Origin of the sequence: Lacticaseibacillus saniviri JCM 17471 = DSM 24301 (assembly GCF_001311785.1) — a bacterium.
Taxonomy (GTDB): domain Bacteria; phylum Bacillota; class Bacilli; order Lactobacillales; family Lactobacillaceae; genus Lacticaseibacillus; species Lacticaseibacillus saniviri.
The window spans coordinates 66,550-81,118 of record NZ_BBBX01000009.1 but is presented as its reverse complement, the minus strand read 5'-3'; the positions used below and the strand labels follow the sequence as shown (position 1 = coordinate 81,118).

General features: G+C 48.8%; 17 protein-coding genes, 1 tRNA gene, 3 pseudogenes and 1 other annotated feature. Of the genes and pseudogenes, 18 read left to right on the top strand and 3 right to left on the bottom strand.

Annotated elements, in window-relative coordinates; genetic code table 11:
* The 3 genes and pseudogenes from JCM17471_RS06280 to glnA all read left to right on the top strand — a co-directional run.
* Positions 1 to 774, top strand: a 774-nt coding sequence (locus JCM17471_RS06280) for an amino acid permease (RefSeq protein ID WP_156321625.1), incomplete at its 5' end; no start/stop codon positions are given.
* A gap of 146 nt (positions 775 to 920) precedes the next feature.
* Positions 921 to 1,266, top strand: a pseudogene (locus JCM17471_RS06275) (MerR family transcriptional regulator).
* Between the two features lie 33 nt (positions 1,267 to 1,299).
* Positions 1,300 to 2,641, top strand: a pseudogene (glnA, locus tag JCM17471_RS06270) (type I glutamate--ammonia ligase).
* 147 nt (positions 2,642 to 2,788) lie between these two features.
* Here glnA and JCM17471_RS06265 read toward each other — a convergent pair.
* Positions 2,789 to 5,167, bottom strand: coding sequence for a Xaa-Pro dipeptidyl-peptidase (locus tag JCM17471_RS06265; RefSeq protein WP_054777236.1), 2,379 nt, complete (start codon positions 5,165 to 5,167; stop codon positions 2,789 to 2,791).
* Between the two features lie 156 nt (positions 5,168 to 5,323).
* Here JCM17471_RS06265 and JCM17471_RS06260 point away from each other — a divergent pair.
* Positions 5,324 to 5,397: transfer RNA gene (locus tag JCM17471_RS06260), tRNA-Arg, on the top strand.
* Between the two features lie 151 nt (positions 5,398 to 5,548).
* On the opposite strand, the gene JCM17471_RS06255 is transcribed toward JCM17471_RS06260, so the two are convergent.
* The gene (locus tag JCM17471_RS06255) at positions 5,549 to 5,860 is read right to left on the bottom strand and encodes a hypothetical protein (protein WP_054777235.1); all 312 of its coding nucleotides are present in this window, start codon (positions 5,858 to 5,860) and stop codon (positions 5,549 to 5,551) included.
* A gap of 303 nt (positions 5,861 to 6,163) precedes the next feature.
* On the opposite strand from JCM17471_RS06255, the gene JCM17471_RS06250 reads away from it, so the two are divergent.
* Positions 6,164 to 6,412: a hypothetical protein gene (locus JCM17471_RS06250; RefSeq protein ID WP_054777234.1), complete on the top strand. Its 249-nt coding sequence runs from the start codon at positions 6,164 to 6,166 to the stop codon at positions 6,410 to 6,412.
* Between the two features lie 86 nt (positions 6,413 to 6,498).
* Here the strand turns inward: JCM17471_RS06250 and JCM17471_RS06245 are convergent, their stop codons facing one another.
* Positions 6,499 to 6,741: a hypothetical protein gene (locus tag JCM17471_RS06245; RefSeq protein WP_056991897.1), complete on the bottom strand. Its 243-nt coding sequence runs from the start codon at positions 6,739 to 6,741 to the stop codon at positions 6,499 to 6,501.
* Between the two features lie 136 nt (positions 6,742 to 6,877).
* On the opposite strand from JCM17471_RS06245, the gene JCM17471_RS06240 reads away from it, so the two are divergent.
* From JCM17471_RS06240 to JCM17471_RS06180, 13 genes and pseudogenes are all read left to right on the top strand, one after another.
* On the top strand, positions 6,878 to 7,324 hold the full coding sequence (locus tag JCM17471_RS06240) for a TetR/AcrR family transcriptional regulator (RefSeq protein ID WP_162208368.1): 447 nt from the start codon (positions 6,878 to 6,880) through the stop codon (positions 7,322 to 7,324).
* Positions 7,321 to 7,512 carry a hypothetical protein gene (locus tag JCM17471_RS06235; RefSeq protein WP_054777231.1) on the top strand — a complete coding sequence of 64 codons (192 nt, stop codon included), beginning with the start codon at positions 7,321 to 7,323 and terminating at the stop codon, positions 7,510 to 7,512. The genes JCM17471_RS06240 and JCM17471_RS06235 overlap by 4 nt, the downstream gene beginning before the upstream one ends.
* Positions 7,473 to 7,542, top strand: a sequence feature (ribosomal protein L21 leader region). Its footprint overlaps the gene before it by 40 nt.
* Positions 7,543 to 7,570: 28 nt before the next feature.
* Entirely contained in the window at positions 7,571 to 7,882 is a 312-nt protein-coding gene (rplU, locus tag JCM17471_RS06230) for a 50S ribosomal protein L21 (RefSeq protein WP_054777230.1), read from the top strand.
* Positions 7,883 to 7,894: 12 nt separating this feature from the next.
* Positions 7,895 to 8,242 carry a ribosomal-processing cysteine protease Prp gene (locus JCM17471_RS06225; protein ID WP_054777229.1) on the top strand — a complete coding sequence of 116 codons (348 nt, stop codon included), beginning with the start codon at positions 7,895 to 7,897 and terminating at the stop codon, positions 8,240 to 8,242.
* A 22-nt stretch (positions 8,243 to 8,264) separates the two neighbouring features.
* Complete coding sequence (gene rpmA / locus JCM17471_RS06220; RefSeq protein ID WP_054777228.1) at positions 8,265 to 8,555, top strand: 50S ribosomal protein L27; 291 nt, start codon at positions 8,265 to 8,267, stop codon at positions 8,553 to 8,555.
* Between the two features lie 71 nt (positions 8,556 to 8,626).
* On the top strand, positions 8,627 to 9,691 hold the full coding sequence (locus JCM17471_RS06215) for a M24 family metallopeptidase (protein ID WP_082395239.1): 1,065 nt from the start codon (positions 8,627 to 8,629) through the stop codon (positions 9,689 to 9,691).
* 85 nt (positions 9,692 to 9,776) lie between these two features.
* On the top strand, positions 9,777 to 10,334 hold the full coding sequence (gene efp, locus JCM17471_RS06210; RefSeq protein ID WP_054777227.1) for an elongation factor P: 558 nt from the start codon (positions 9,777 to 9,779) through the stop codon (positions 10,332 to 10,334).
* A gap of 26 nt (positions 10,335 to 10,360) precedes the next feature.
* Positions 10,361 to 10,795, top strand: coding sequence for an Asp23/Gls24 family envelope stress response protein (locus tag JCM17471_RS06205; protein WP_054777226.1), 435 nt, complete (start codon positions 10,361 to 10,363; stop codon positions 10,793 to 10,795).
* Entirely contained in the window at positions 10,796 to 11,197 is a 402-nt protein-coding gene (gene nusB, locus JCM17471_RS06200) for a transcription antitermination factor NusB (RefSeq protein ID WP_054777225.1), read from the top strand.
* A 161-nt stretch (positions 11,198 to 11,358) separates the two neighbouring features.
* Complete coding sequence (folD, locus tag JCM17471_RS06195) at positions 11,359 to 12,168, top strand: bifunctional methylenetetrahydrofolate dehydrogenase/methenyltetrahydrofolate cyclohydrolase FolD (protein ID WP_404820120.1); 810 nt, start codon at positions 11,359 to 11,361, stop codon at positions 12,166 to 12,168.
* Positions 12,161 to 13,510 carry an exodeoxyribonuclease VII large subunit gene (xseA, locus tag JCM17471_RS06190; RefSeq protein WP_054777223.1) on the top strand — a complete coding sequence of 450 codons (1,350 nt, stop codon included), beginning with the start codon at positions 12,161 to 12,163 and terminating at the stop codon, positions 13,508 to 13,510. The genes folD and xseA overlap by 8 nt, the downstream gene beginning before the upstream one ends.
* Complete coding sequence (locus JCM17471_RS06185) at positions 13,491 to 13,718, top strand: exodeoxyribonuclease VII small subunit (protein WP_054777222.1); 228 nt, start codon at positions 13,491 to 13,493, stop codon at positions 13,716 to 13,718. Before xseA ends, JCM17471_RS06185 begins: the two co-directional genes overlap by 20 nt.
* Positions 13,708 to 14,560 (top strand): annotated as a pseudogene (locus JCM17471_RS06180) (polyprenyl synthetase family protein). The gene JCM17471_RS06185 and the pseudogene JCM17471_RS06180 overlap by 11 nt, the downstream one beginning before the upstream one ends.
* The last annotated feature ends 9 nt before the right edge of the window (positions 14,561 to 14,569 follow it).

Below are 14,569 nucleotides of genomic sequence, written 5' to 3'. Positions count from 1 at the left end.
ATGATGCGTGATCCTAAGCGTGAATTCCCTAAGGCGATGTGGATGTTGGCGCTGATGACCGGTTTCTTGGTTATTTTCGGGTCACTGGCATTGGGTGTGTTCTTCGATGCCAACCATTTACCTGACGACCTCAAGATGAATGGGGCATACTATGCCTTCATGATGCTGGGTGAACAGATGGGGATGGGGAAGATTCTGATGTATCTGTTTGCGGCAACGCAATTGATCTTCATGTTGGCGCAGTTAGCGGTCTTAATCGATGCCTCAAGTCGGGTGCTTTCCGCCGATACCGCCGTTCGCTTCATGCCAAAATGGTTACTGCAACAGAATAAGAATGGGCGTCCGATTCACAGTTACATCTTCACGGCTGGATTGTGCCTGTTCTTACTGCTGCTGAGTAGTACGCTGCCAAACATTAATAGTGTGTTCAATTGGCTACTGAACTTAAACGGGATTGTTTCACCCTATAAGACGTGTTGGGTCTTCTTTGCCTTCTTGAGTCTGCGGATGCAACAAGACAAATTCAATTCGCCTTACGTCTTCATCAAGAACAAAGCCGGTGCGATGTTTGTCGGTGGTTGGTGTCTGTTATTCACCTTTGTCTGCGCAACCATGGGCTTCATGCCGCAAGAAGTTGCGTTTGGGACACCAGGCTTCACGCATCAACTGATTATGAACATCGTGTCTGTGATTGTGCTCTTTGGGTTAGGCTTCGTGATGCCAGCCATTGCACGTTATACCAATAAGGACATGCCAGAACACGCAGTCGAATAGCTTCCGCAACATGCCATGACCTAGGTGCGCCTGGGTTGTGGCTTTTTTGTAGAAAAACAAACTTCAATGTCAGATAATCTGACACGATGAATTGACAGCTCTTTTTTCAATTGGTATGATAAGTCACGTTAGATGGAGGACCTGTTATGACAGAGATTCGTGATTTGCGCAAGCGGGCAGTGTTGCCGATTGGTACAGTTATTCAACTGACCGAGTTGAGTGCGCGCCAGATTCGTTATTATGAAGCGCAAGGCTTGATTCAACCGGAACGAACCCCGGGGGAATCACCGCCTCTATGCATTACGTGATGTTGAGGATTTGCTCAGTATCAAGGAACAATTGGACAGTGGTTTAACCCTGGCCGAGGTCAAACGGTTCCGTGATAAGCAACAACAGCAAAATAGTGATGCAGAGGTCCGGCAAATGCTGCGAGCAGAACTCATGAATCAGAGTCGGTTTAATCAACCGCCGCGCGTGAAGCAGGGCTTTTAATCCTAACAACTAATTTTAAAGGAGCAATGGTGCATGGCAAAACGAGAAATTACGGCAGACGAGATTCGACAGATTGTTAAGGACGAGAATGTTCAATTCTTGCGGTTAATGTTTACTGATGTGAACGGGATTATCAAGAATGTCGAAGTACCCATCAGCCAATTGGAAAAAGTGCTCAACAACAAGATTGCCTTTGACGGTTCTTCCATCGATGGTTTTGTCCGAATTGAAGAAAGTGACATGCTGTTATTCCCTGATTTGAACACATGGTTACTCTTCCCATGGGAAAACGATCACGGTAAGGTTGCCCGGTTGATCTGCTCGATTCACCGGCCAGATGGCTCACCATTTGCTGGCGATCCTCGGAATAACCTGATTCGTGTCCTGGATAAGATGAAAAAGGCCGGTTACAGCGCCTTTAACATCGGCCCTGAACCAGAATTCTTCCTGTTCAAGTTAGATGATGCAGGTCACCCAACCTTGACCTTGAACGATAAGGGATCCTATTTTGACTTTGCCCCACTTGACTTGGGTGAAAAATTGCCGGCGCGATATCGTGCTCGAATTAGAAAAGATGGGCTTTGAAGTGGAAGCATCTCACCACGAAGTTGCCCCAGGTCAGCACGAAATTGATTTCAAGTATGCGGATGCCTTAAAGGCCGCCGACCAAATTCAAACCTTTAAATTAGTTGTTAAGACCGTTGCCCGCAAGCACGGATTATACGCAACCTTCATGCCAAAACCACTTCACGGTATCAACGGGAGTGGGATGCATATCAATATGAGTTTATTCAACGAAGCCGGGAATGTCTTCTACGACGAGAACGGTGACGAACAACTGAGTGAAACAGCGATGCACTTCTTGGGTGGCTTGCTGGAACACGCGCGTGGCTTGACTGCGATTAACAATCCAACCGTCAACTCATACAAGCGATTGGTTCCAGGCTTTGAAGCACCTGTTTATGTCGCGTGGTCCGGTAAGAATCGGTCACCACTGATTCGGGTGCCACAATCACGCGGTCTCTCCACACGCCTGGAATTACGGAGCGTTGACCCAGCCGCCAATCCATATCTGGCAATTGCTGCCATTCTCGAAGCCGGCTTGAACGGGATTGAGAACCAAGTTGCCCCTGAAGATGCGGTGGACCGCAATATTTATCGGATGCAAGATGACGAACGTAAAGCAAACCACATTCAAGACTTACCATCCACCTTACACAATGCTTTGAAGGCATTGAGCAATGATGATGTTGTCCGTGGTGCTTTGGGGAATCACTTGTATCAGAGTTTCAAGGATTCCAAAGATCTCGAATGGGCCGCTTATCGTCAAGAAGTGTCCGATTGGGAACGGGAACAATACTTAGAATTATACTAAGCGAATACCGCAAGCAAAGCGGTCGAGTGTCCTGTTCGACCCACCAATGTATCTCGCTAAAAAAGGATCTGAGCCAGCCGGTATGGCCGCGCTCAGATCCTTTTTGTGTGGAGACAAAGCTTATCGTGGTGCGAATGCTTGAAAATGTTAGTAGTGAGGCAGGTTCAACTGGCTCTTGGCCCAATCGATGGTGTAGGTGACAGGTTGGTCGGGTTGGATGGTTTGTGCCATGTCCGCCCCGTGAATGATCAGCCCTAATTGGCGCCCCGCTGGAATTGTGTAGTGGGTCGGTTGCAGCTCGAGGTGAATATCAAACGCGACACCGGGTTCAATGACACTGCTTTGATAGCTGCTCTGTTGATTTTGTAAGTTGATGTGGCCAAAACTGATCAACTTCGCCGCCGTTATCGTTTTAGATGGCGTGAATTCTAACCGATTGTCGGTTTTGAAGTCATAGGCGAGTTGATAGCCATTGCGTTCAAGAACAGTTGGGGTTGGATTAAACCGATTGGCGGGGCCCAAATCAACTAAGCGAACACTGAGAATACCCGTCGGCTGATCGATACTGAGATGCAAATCGATGCTAGGGGTGCCTTCAAGCGTCAAATCAGTGGTTGCCGTTGGCTGTGTCAATAGCAGTCGACTCTCAGCATAGTCGCTGTCGGGTTGAATAATGGCTGCCTCGAAGCGATCGGGATCATCGTGATTGGCGACATAGATGGCCTTAGCATGATCGGTGAAATGATCAGCACTGGGATTCAATTGTGTCAGCGGAATCTGCTGAGTCGTGACAGCCGGATTATTTTCACCGAAGTTAGTGACCGTGTGCCAGGTTTCTGGTGTCACATTGTCTTGAATCGTGACATCCGGCAAGAGGGTCTCGGCATGGTTATCTACACCCAACAACTCGTGTGTCAGCCATAGATTCATCATGTCGGTAAAGTCTAATGATAAGATATTGTTCAAATAAACGTGCTGACCTTGATGCAGGAACAATTTCTTGGCAACAGGTAAGTCCTGAATACCTTCCCAGAACTTGATGACGTTCTTGGGCTTGACGTTCCAGTCATTGAGCCCATGCACACTGACAATATCAGCGGTGATGTGACTCAGGTTGTTGCGATAGTTGCGTTCATCCCACCAGGCGGAGTAATCGCCCGTTTCGCGATCTTGATTGGCGGTGATGGCTGCCAGATGCTTTTGCCAGGCAGCCTTGACCTTGAGATAGTCCCCACCTTGCTTTTGACGAGAGAAGGTCTCTTCAGCCAAGACATCCGCATCTTCGCCTTGGAACCCACCAGGGGCTACCACAAGACCATTTTCGCGGTAGTAATCATACCAACTGGAAATTGCGGCTTCTGAAATGATTGTCTTGAGGCCTTTCACGCCACTGGTAGCAGCAGCGATTGCTAAGGTGCCGAGATAGGACTTGCCGGTCATGGCGACACTCCCGTTACACCACCACGCATCGATGGTGATGCCATCTGTCCGGTTGGTGAACGCTTTGCGCTGACCGGTGAGCCATTCAATCACGGCAACAGCTGAGGCCGTTTCATCAACGCCCCCAGTACTACGGAAGCCATCAGAACCGCGTGTGCCGACACCACCAGAGTAAACCACGGCAAAACCACGGGCCATGAAATAATCATTGAGGCTATAGATGCCATTCTCGTCACCATAGACCTCAGCACGTTGAGAACTGCCCATGACTTCTTGATGTGGTAAATCGAGCGGTGCATCTGGCGTGTAGGTCACTTCTTCACGCGTATGTGATGTGGTTTTGACGGTTAATCCGCTCTGGGCATCATGCGTCAGGTCCGGCTGATCATTGGTCCCGTGAAAATAAGGATTCGCCGTGAACAGGGCCGGCACCTTGAGGCCGACACCGGTCACAGCTGGGCGGAAGATGGTGGCTTCTAATAAGTCACGCTTGCCATCGTGGTCGGTGTCCAAATCGGATTCGATCCAAACAACTTCGCGCAAGACCTCATCGGGGTTGAATGTCTGTTGGACTTTCCCGTTAAAGATGAGAAAATTGGGTTTCTTGTGGAAGTGTTTGAAAAAGCCACGATTGGCTAAGTCATCGAGATAGTTGACCAGCTTGGGTGTCCGCGTGTTGAGCAGGAGATAGATGGCTTCTACGAAATCGTTAGTGGTTTCGATGTCGTGATCGAGATGCGGTAACTTCACCTGCTCCATAAAAGCGATGGGTTCCGCCAAGTCAACGGTGGTATCGGCCTCAAAGCCCAGCAGTTGCAGGGCGACGGTGTAGAATTCAACTTGCGTCATACGCGTGGGGTTGGTTTGTAACCACTGTTTGAGATCCTGCTCCTCATTGACCGCTACGGTAGCGAGCGCTTGTTGTTGCGCAGCGGGTGAGTAGGCTTCTGGGAATAGCTTTGGATAAACGATTTGTAGGCACCGGGTAAAATCAGTTTTTGATTGGCCCAGTAAGCCAATGGCAGCTAGTTCTTGGCGCTGGGTTTCAAGGTCGGGCGTTAATCGCGCAAATTGATTGAGTTTCATCGTGATCCTCGTTTCTTAGAATTTGATTAAATTCAGTGTAACGACTTCTCAGATGACATGCAAGCCATTTCAGTGAGATCGCTGGGTCGGTATGTTTCACCGAAAACGTTGACAGTCAGCGCTGATTTTCCTATACTTATGAAGTTTGCTACATTTGTTGCAGTAGCTCAGTTGGATAGAGCAATGGTCTTCTAAACCATCGGTCATGGGTTCGAATCCCATCTGCAGCATAGAATATCGACTGAAACCCTTTGATACCAAAGAGTTTCAACGGCGGTGTGCACGAAATGTGCACAAAAAAGACGGCAATTCACTTGCTGTCTTTTTTATTTGCATAAGCAAAATTGTGAGAAAATTTATAGACCGGATTATGCGAAATCGTTATTCAAATTCCATCTCAGCCACCGATTCGCTCACACTGTCTAAGATGTCATTCTCTTCAAGGTAAGCAATCCAGGCCGCTTCGTCATTGACGTGGTCACGCGCAATCTTGCCGTGAAGGTTAGTATAAAGATCACTTGTGAATTGGCGCCGCATGCCGTCAACCGCAAACTCGATATCCATGGCTGCGCGTCGTTGCTCAGGTTCTTGTTGCTCATTTTGTGTATTCATGTAGGTGGTTGCCTTGCTGATGAAATCGTCAATAATGCGACTATTTTGCCGCAGATATGCAATGAACTCATCGTATGTCATGATGGTCTTCCTTTCTTAGTTGCGAGGTGTTGTGCTCATCATACCGCTGGCGGCATCATTAAGAAACAGCTTGTGGTATACTGAAAGTCCTTGGCAGGGGCAACAGCTTTAGCGGTGACTAAACCAGTGATGGTTGGTCACCGTTTTTGTTGGTTGCGGGTGCGGTATGCGCGAATGCGCGCTGACAGATATCACGGTTTGAGTCATGTATTGATAAATTTTTTGACTAGGCGGCACTTTCTCGCTACACTAATTCATGGAATAGGTTTCATAAATTAGAGTTAAAGTGAGTGATGAGTTGATATGAAGAAGAAAACATTGAAACAAATGATCAAGAAGCAACAGACTAAGCTTGAATACTTTTACATTACCTTCACTGATGGCACGACGGTTGAAGTTCCCGTTGATATCTCAGCAGGTAAGGAAATGAATCACGATGCTTTACTCTTGCAATTACGCAATAAGCAGGGCAGTGTCACCGCTTATGATGGTCAAGTGTATCAATTCCGCGATGTCGTTCGCTATGAAGTGGATGCCAACAAGCGCGGCTAATCAGCACTAAGTTATCAGCATGCACCACAAAAAAGACGCTGCGAACAAAACATAATGTTTTGTCGCAGCGCCTTTGAATTACACACTTATAGTCTGAGATGTTGCCGGTACCAGTACAAGAAGGCGACAACGGCCACCATCCAAATGAAATAAATGGCTGTGAACCAGCTGAATAGTTGGTTGAACTGACTGCTGATGGCCAGCAGAATCAAGATGATAAGTGCATCAACGCCGAGATTGAGTGGTTCGTTAATTTGGGTTGTTAAAACAACCAATAGAATTGCCGTGGTTAAGAAAATGATGATATCGATCAGAAAAATGATAGCCACCTCCAAGCAAAAGTATAGCTGAAACCTACTTGATTGGACAGTGAAAATTATGTTGAGGAGTGATCAGATGCGGCATAGCCAAGCAAATCGGGATTTTCGCATCCAAAAAACGCAAACACAACTGCGGCAGGCCCTAATGACGCTGCTGCAAACCCAGCACATGAGTCAGATCAGTGTGGCTGACTTGACACGTGAGGCTGGGATTACCCGCAGCACCTTCTATCTGCATTACGCGGATAAAAACGAATTTGTCGATCAAGTGGGCAATGAACTGCAGGAAGCTTTTTTTAAGCACGTGATCGCCTATACATATACCACAGAAATCAATGCGTTTCCGGTCATGAATCTCGAGCGCACGTTTGCTTTCTTGGCGGAGAGCCACCAAGATTACTTATTGATTGATCAGGCGTTGGATGGTCAATTCAGTACGCGTATCGATCATGAAGTTGAACGACTATTGAAGTTGTTTGCTGCTGAAAATGATCTTGTGGCGGTCACCAGTGAACCACCCATTGAAATGGTGATTCAGTATATGGTGACCTCGCATATGGGTTTATTCGACAGTGGTTGGATAGCGGCATGATTTACTCCGCCCCATACATGGCTAAGATGCTGAAGGCATTGGGAGAAGTGCACACGCCGGGACTCGAACGGCTAAATGACTTTTTATTGCCAGGTAGCTTGCCACACGGGTTCATTTTTGATACAATCATCACGTTGTATTTGTCACCCCACGACTGCAACCGCTCGATCTTAGGTTTTGAAGCATAGCACCTAAGTCGGCGAGTACTCAGGGGATTTCGCCTTAGGGCAACAGGAGGTGCACAAGATGTACGCAATTATTAAAACTGGCGGTAAGCAATACAAGGCTGAAGTAGGCGAAGCACTTTACGTTGAAAAGCTCGAAGTAGAAGCAGGCCAAAAAGTTACTTTTGATCAAGTGATCTTAGTTGGTGGCGAAGGTGATGCCAAGATCGGCACACCTACAGTCGCTGGTGCTACGGTTACTGGGACGGTTGAAAAGCAAGGGCGCGAAAAGAAGGTTGTTACCTACAAGTACAAGCCTAAGAAGCACAGCCATCAAAAGAAGGGTCACCGTCAACCATATACAAAGGTTGTTATTGACGCAATTAATGCCTAATCGAGGTTAGTTATGATTAAAGCTGTCATTACCAGAGATACCACAGGTGCCATCAATCATTTCACGCTCTCCGGTCATGCCGATGCGGGTGAATATGGTCAAGATATCGTCTGTTCTGCTGTCTCTGCTGTCTCTATCGGTGCTGTTAATGGGATTGAAGCGTTGGCCGGGTTTACGCCTGATGTCGAAGCGGATGAGGTCAACGGCGGGCATTTAGCCCTTGCTGTTAATCGCGGCTCATTGACTGGGGAACAACAACACATTACCCAGATTTTGCTGGAGAATTTGTTGTTATCACTCCAAAGTATTGAAGAACAATATGGCGCTTATCTAACGGTCTCTACGGCGAATCAACACTAATTGTTTACGGAGGTGTACGGATATGTTAATGATGAACTTACAATTCTTCTCTCACCATAAGGGGGGCGGTTCCACTTCTAACGGGCGGAACTCTGCCGGCCGTCGTTTGGGGAGCAAGCGTGCCGATGGTCAATTCGTTAAGGCTGGGAACATTCTTTACCGTCAACGCGGTACAAAGATTCACCCAGGTGTTAACGTTGGCCGCGGTGGCGACGATACTTTATTCGCAACTAGTGATGGCGTTGTTAAGTTTGAACGCTTAGGTCGCGATAAGAAGCAAGTTTCTGTTTATCCAGCTGCTAAGGCTGAATAAATCGCGGAAAAGGCGCTCCGACTGGGGCGTCTTTTTTGTAGTTATGTGAGAGGTAAGAAAGGATGATGGCAATGCGTGTCGCACAATTAGCTTCAAAATTAGCTGACGCTCAGCTGGATGCCTTAATCGTGACTGATCCAGTCAATCTGACCTATCTCACCGGCTTTACCGGTGATGAAAGTGTCCTGATTGTGTCAGCCAGTCAAGCGATGCTGATAACCGATGGCCGCTTTACGACGCAGGTGGCGCAGGAAGCACCTGCATTGCGCGTGGTTCTGCACACGGACGGTTTGTTTCCGAAAGTGGGTCAGGTGCTCGATGATCAAAAGCTCAAACGCGTGGGCTTTGATGCTGCGGATATGCGCTATCAACAGTATCAGGCGTTGGCTGACCATACGCAGGCAGCGTTAGTGCCCAATGAACAGTTGATCACTGACATGCGTGCCGTGAAGTCGGATACGGAAGTGCAATTGATTCAGCGCGCCATTGATATCACCATGCGGGGATATGATGAGGTGCTGAACCTGGTGTATCCAGGAATGACCGAGCGCCATATTGCCAATCATCTGGCTTATTTCTTACAAGAACAAGGTGCAACCGGATTGGCCTTTGAAACCATTGTGGCTTCTGGTGCTCGTGGCGCAATGCCCCATGGGGCGGCCACTGAACGGGTGATCGAAGCGGGCGATGTCATTACGCTTGACTTTGGTGCCAGTTATCAGGGCTATGCCGCCGATGTCACTCGGACCTTTGCGGTGGGTCAGCCCGATGCACAACTGCAGGAAGTTTATCGCGTGGCTTATCAGGCCAACCGCGCTGGTGCGGCAAGCTTGGCGCCTGGTGTGAGTGGGCGAGACCTTGATACCGCGGTGCGCGACGTGATTGTCGCTGCTGGTTTTGGTCAGTATTACAATCACGGTACAGGCCACGGTATCGGCTTGTCGATTCATGAAGCGCCTGGGGCATGGCGGCCATATGTGAATGCACCGCAAGTTGTCGGCAATGTGGAGACCATCGAACCGGGCATTTATTTGCCTGATTTGGGTGGCGTTCGTATCGAAGACGACTTCTTGGTCACGACGGATGGTAATCGCCAATTAACCCCAGCAGCACCTAGTGAATTGCTGGTAATTTAGTCGATAAGTTCGATATTTCCTTGCAAGTGTTTTTGACGCTTGATATAGTTAGTTGTAGTTTAGAAACGATATTGGAGGATGCTTCATGATTTCAGTGAACGATTTTAAAAATGGTTTAACCATCGAGGTCGACGGCGACCTTTGGCGGATTGTTGAATTCCAACATGTGAAGCCAGGTAAGGGTAGCGCCTTTGTGCGTTCAACCCTGAAGAACTTACGGACTGGTGCCGTTCAAGAAAAGACCTTCCGCTCAACTGAAAAAGTTGAAAGGGCCCAAATTGATACCAAGTCTATGCAATATCTCTATGCTGATGGCGATTCATATGTCTTCATGGATACTGATACTTACGAACAATTAACCTTACCAGGTGAATCCATTCGTGAAGAATTAAAGTATATGAAGGAAAACATGATTGTTTCCATCATGATGCATGGTGCCGAAACACTCGGGGTCGAAGTACCAAAGACAGTTGACCTTGAAGTGACTGAAACAGAACCTGGCATTCGTGGGAATACCTCTTCAGGTGGTTCCAAGCCTGCAACAATGGAAACTGGGCTTGTTGTTCAAGTGCCATTCTTCATCAATGCCGGTGACGTGTTGTCCATCAACACCACTGACGGTTCATATATTTCTCGTGCTTAATGCTTAACTAACTGGAGGTTGTCTTTATGGCTGAAGAAACAAATATTATTTTGGCAAACAGAACGGATGCCCAAGGGACCATTGAAATTGTGCCTGAGGTTTTGGAGGTCATTTTAGGCATTGCCGCGGTTCAAGTTGAGGGCGTCTACCAAATGCGCGGCACCCTAACAAATTCAATTAATCAGTGGTTCGGTCGTGAAAATCGCGGTAAGGGCGTGAACCTGACCGTTGAAGACGACAAGTTAATCGCTGATGTCTATGTCTATTTGAATTACGGGGTTTCTGTGCCTAAGGTGGCATTAGCCATGCAAAACAGTTTGCAGGAACAGCTCTTATACATGACTGACTTAACCTTGAGTGAAGTCAATGTGCATGTCGTGGGCGTGATTCCTGAAAAGGCAGACCGGATTGCACCAGAAGATTTATTTAAAGACGACGATGAAACTGAGGATGACGAATAGATGCTAGGAAGACACGAAACGCGCGAAGTTGCGTTTAAGGTGTTATTTGCCTTGGCCGGTAATCCGGATGCGGATAAGGCGGATATCTATGCCACCGTGCTGGGCGAAGATCAAACGCCATCCGAATATCTCGAGATGTTGGTCGAAGGTGTGACCAGTCATCAAGAGGCACTCGATGCTGCGATCAGCGAACACTTGAAGAAAAACTGGCAATTGAGTCGGCTGAACAAGCCCGATTTGATTGTTCTTCGTTTGGGCCTGTTTGAAATTCAAAATGAAGCAGACCTACCAGACCGCGTAGCAATCAATGAAGCGATTGATCTCGCTAAGAAATACAGTGATGACCAAGCAGGTAAGTTTGTGAATGGGATTTTGGCCCATTTTGTCACAGACGACAAGTGACACTATCGGGGAGGAAGCAAAACTAAACATTTTGTTTCCTCCTTTTTGGCTTTTTTAGACCAAAACTGACGACAGATAAACACACTACATCAGTAGATTGACTCAAGGGGGCCCACACAATGACGGTAACAATTGATGGAAAATTAACGGCAGCTAACTTAATGACGGAATTGCAGGATCGGGTGCGTGCGTTGAAAGAACGCGGCACAACACCAGGGCTGGCAGTGATTCTTGTCGGTGATGATTCCGCAAGTGCCATTTATGTGCGCAACAAGGAACGTCGCGCCGCTGATCTGGGTATCTATTCGGAAGTGATTCGGCTTCCGGATACGATTTCGCAGACGGCCTTAATTGATGAAATCAATCGCTTGAACCAAACGCCAACAATTGATGGCATCTTGGTACAGCTGCCACTACCGGCACATATCGATGAAACCGCGATTATCAATGCCATCAATCCCGACAAGGACGTGGATGGTTTTCATCCGGTCAATGTCGGTCGGCTCTGGACGAACCAACCCGGCATTGTGGCCTCGACGCCATTTGGCATCATGCAGCTATTGAAGGCATATGATATCGATCCCGAAGGCAAGCGGGCAGTGATTGTGGGTCGCTCAAACATTGTGGGTCGGCCAATGGCAGCCCTGTTGTTGAATCAGCATGCCACGGTGACCATCGCTCACAGCCGCACCAAAGATCTTTTTGAATTGACCAAGACGGCCGACATCTTAGTGGTGGCGACTGGTCAGGCCAAGATGATTACGGCTGCCGCGGTTAAACCGGGTGCTGTGGTGATTGATGTCGGTATGGATCGCGATGAGAATAATAAATTGGTCGGCGACGTCGATTTTGATGCCGTCGCACCGATTGCAAGTGCCATCACGCCGGTTCCTGGCGGGGTGGGCCCAATGACAATCGCGAGTCTGATGATTCAGACAGTGGCGTTAGCCGAGGCGCGGGCCAATGGCTGAAACCTATCTCACCGTTAGTGCACTCACGCAGTATCTCAAACGCAAATTCGATCTGGACCCTTATCTCTCCAAAGTTTATCTGACGGGTGAAATCTCGAACTTCCGCCAACGTCCAGGGCATCAATACTTCTCACTGAAGGATGATCATGCCAAGATTAGTGTGGTCATGTTTAAGAATGCCTTTAATGCGTTGAAGTTCAAACCCGAAGAGGGGATGAAGGTGATGGCGGTCGGCCGCGTCACCCTCTATGAAGCCTCTGGTAACTACCAGATCGTGCTCGAAGAGATGGCGCCGGATGGGGTCGGTGCACTCTATCAGGCATTCGAACAGTTGAAGGCCAAGTTGGAAAAAGAAGGCCTGTTCAATCAACCCAAACGCGCACTGCCGATGTTTCCGCGCAAAATTGCCGTGGTGACTAGTCCCAGTGGGGCCGTGATTCAAGATATTATGACCACGGTGGCACGCCGCTATCCATTGGCACAGATTGTGCTCTATCCCGCTCAAGTGCAGGGGGATACCGCGGCGGCAACGATTGTCAGTCAGCTCAATCGCGTGCGTGAAGCGGGCGATTACGACGCGCTGATTATCGGCCGTGGCGGTGGCTCAATTGAAGACCTCTGGCCGTTCAATGAAGAAATTGTGGCGCGTGCTTTAGCCAGCATGCCGATGCCCGTTGTCAGTTCGGTGGGCCACGAAACCGACACGACTATCGCTGACTTTGTTGCAGATCGCCGGGCAGCCACGCCAACGGCAGCCGCAGAACTGGTCACACCGATCACCTTGGCGGATGCATTGAACCGAATCAATCAGGATCAATTGCGGATTCAAACGGCGATGCAGAATCGCCTGAAGCAACAAGAAGAGCGCCTCAAGCGGGTCAGCAATTCAATGGTTCTGACGCAACCATCACGCCTGTATGACCAATACTTACAACGGGTGGATCAGCTACAACTGCGACTACAAGCGGTGATAACGGCCCAATTGAATACCACTCAGCGGCAGTTGACTCAGGTCAGCAATCAATTGAACCTGCAATCGCTGCAGCAGCGGATTCAACTCGCGCGCCAAAACCTAACCTATTTAACCCAACAACTCAATCAACAGATGGTCGGCACCTTGAACACGAATCGCCAACAGTTTCAGGCAACCGTGGAGGCGCTGGATTATCTCAGTCCCCTGAAGATTCTGGCACGGGGGTATACCTACGTCACGGATGATTCTGGGAACATGTTAAAGCAGACCGATGACTTCAAACCGGATCAGCAGGCCACAATTCACGTGACCGATGGGACGGTTGCAGTCAACATATTGGAGGTACACCATGGCAAAACCAACATTTGAAGAAAACCTGGCACAGCTTGAAAGCATCGTGACCAATCTTGAGCAGGGCAATGTGCCGCTTGAAGAGGCGCTCGCCCAGTTCAAGACCGGTATCACATTGAGCAAGCAACTCGAACAAACCTTGAAACAAGCAGAAACAACGGTAACCCAGATGATGACAGAGGATGGCCAAGCGGTAGACTTTGACCCTAAAGCGGATGCCAAGTAGCGTTGTCGACTTTATGACCGCCGAATTTGTTCCGTACATGAATCAAGTCCTGGATCAAATTGAGCAGCCCAACCTGCAAGAAGCGATGCGTTATTCGCTACTGGCGGGTGGCAAGCGTCTGCGTCCACGGTTGTTCTTGGCGGTACTTGCAAGTTTCAATCACTCGCTTGAAGCGGGCTTACCCGTAGCGAGTGCTATCGAGTTTGTCCACACCTATTCATTGATTCATGACGATCTACCCGCTATGGACAATGATGATTTGCGACGCGGGAAACCGACGAGCCACAAGCAATTTGGCGAGGCAATGGCGATTTTGGCCGGTGACGCACTCTTAACGGATGCGTTCGCCTTGGTTGCGACCAGTGACTATCCCGATACGGTGCGTGCACAGATGACAGCTGCGCTCAGTGTCGGCGCCGGCAGCCATGGCATGGTGGCGGGGCAGGTACGTGACATGTTGGGCGAACACCAACAATTGTCGCTGCCAGCACTCACCCAATTGCACCAGGAGAAAACAGGTGCGCTCTTGCAGGCCGCAATGAAGATGGGGCTTGCCGCGGTTGATGCCAGTGAACGAGATAAGCGAGCATTGGCGCGTTTTTGCCGGTGCTTTTGGGCTGGGGTTCCAGATCAAAGATGATATCTTGGATGCCACCGCCACCACGGCTGAATTGGGCAAGACAGCCAACAAAGATCAGGCAGAGGCGAAGAACACATTCGTGCGTCTGCTCGGGCTTGACGGAGCGAAGGAAGCACTCGCCCTGCAAGTGACAGCAGCGGATCAAGTACTCCACGAGGTGAGCCGGCCTGTACCTGAATTGAACTTAATTTGGATTATTTGAAGTGAGGAA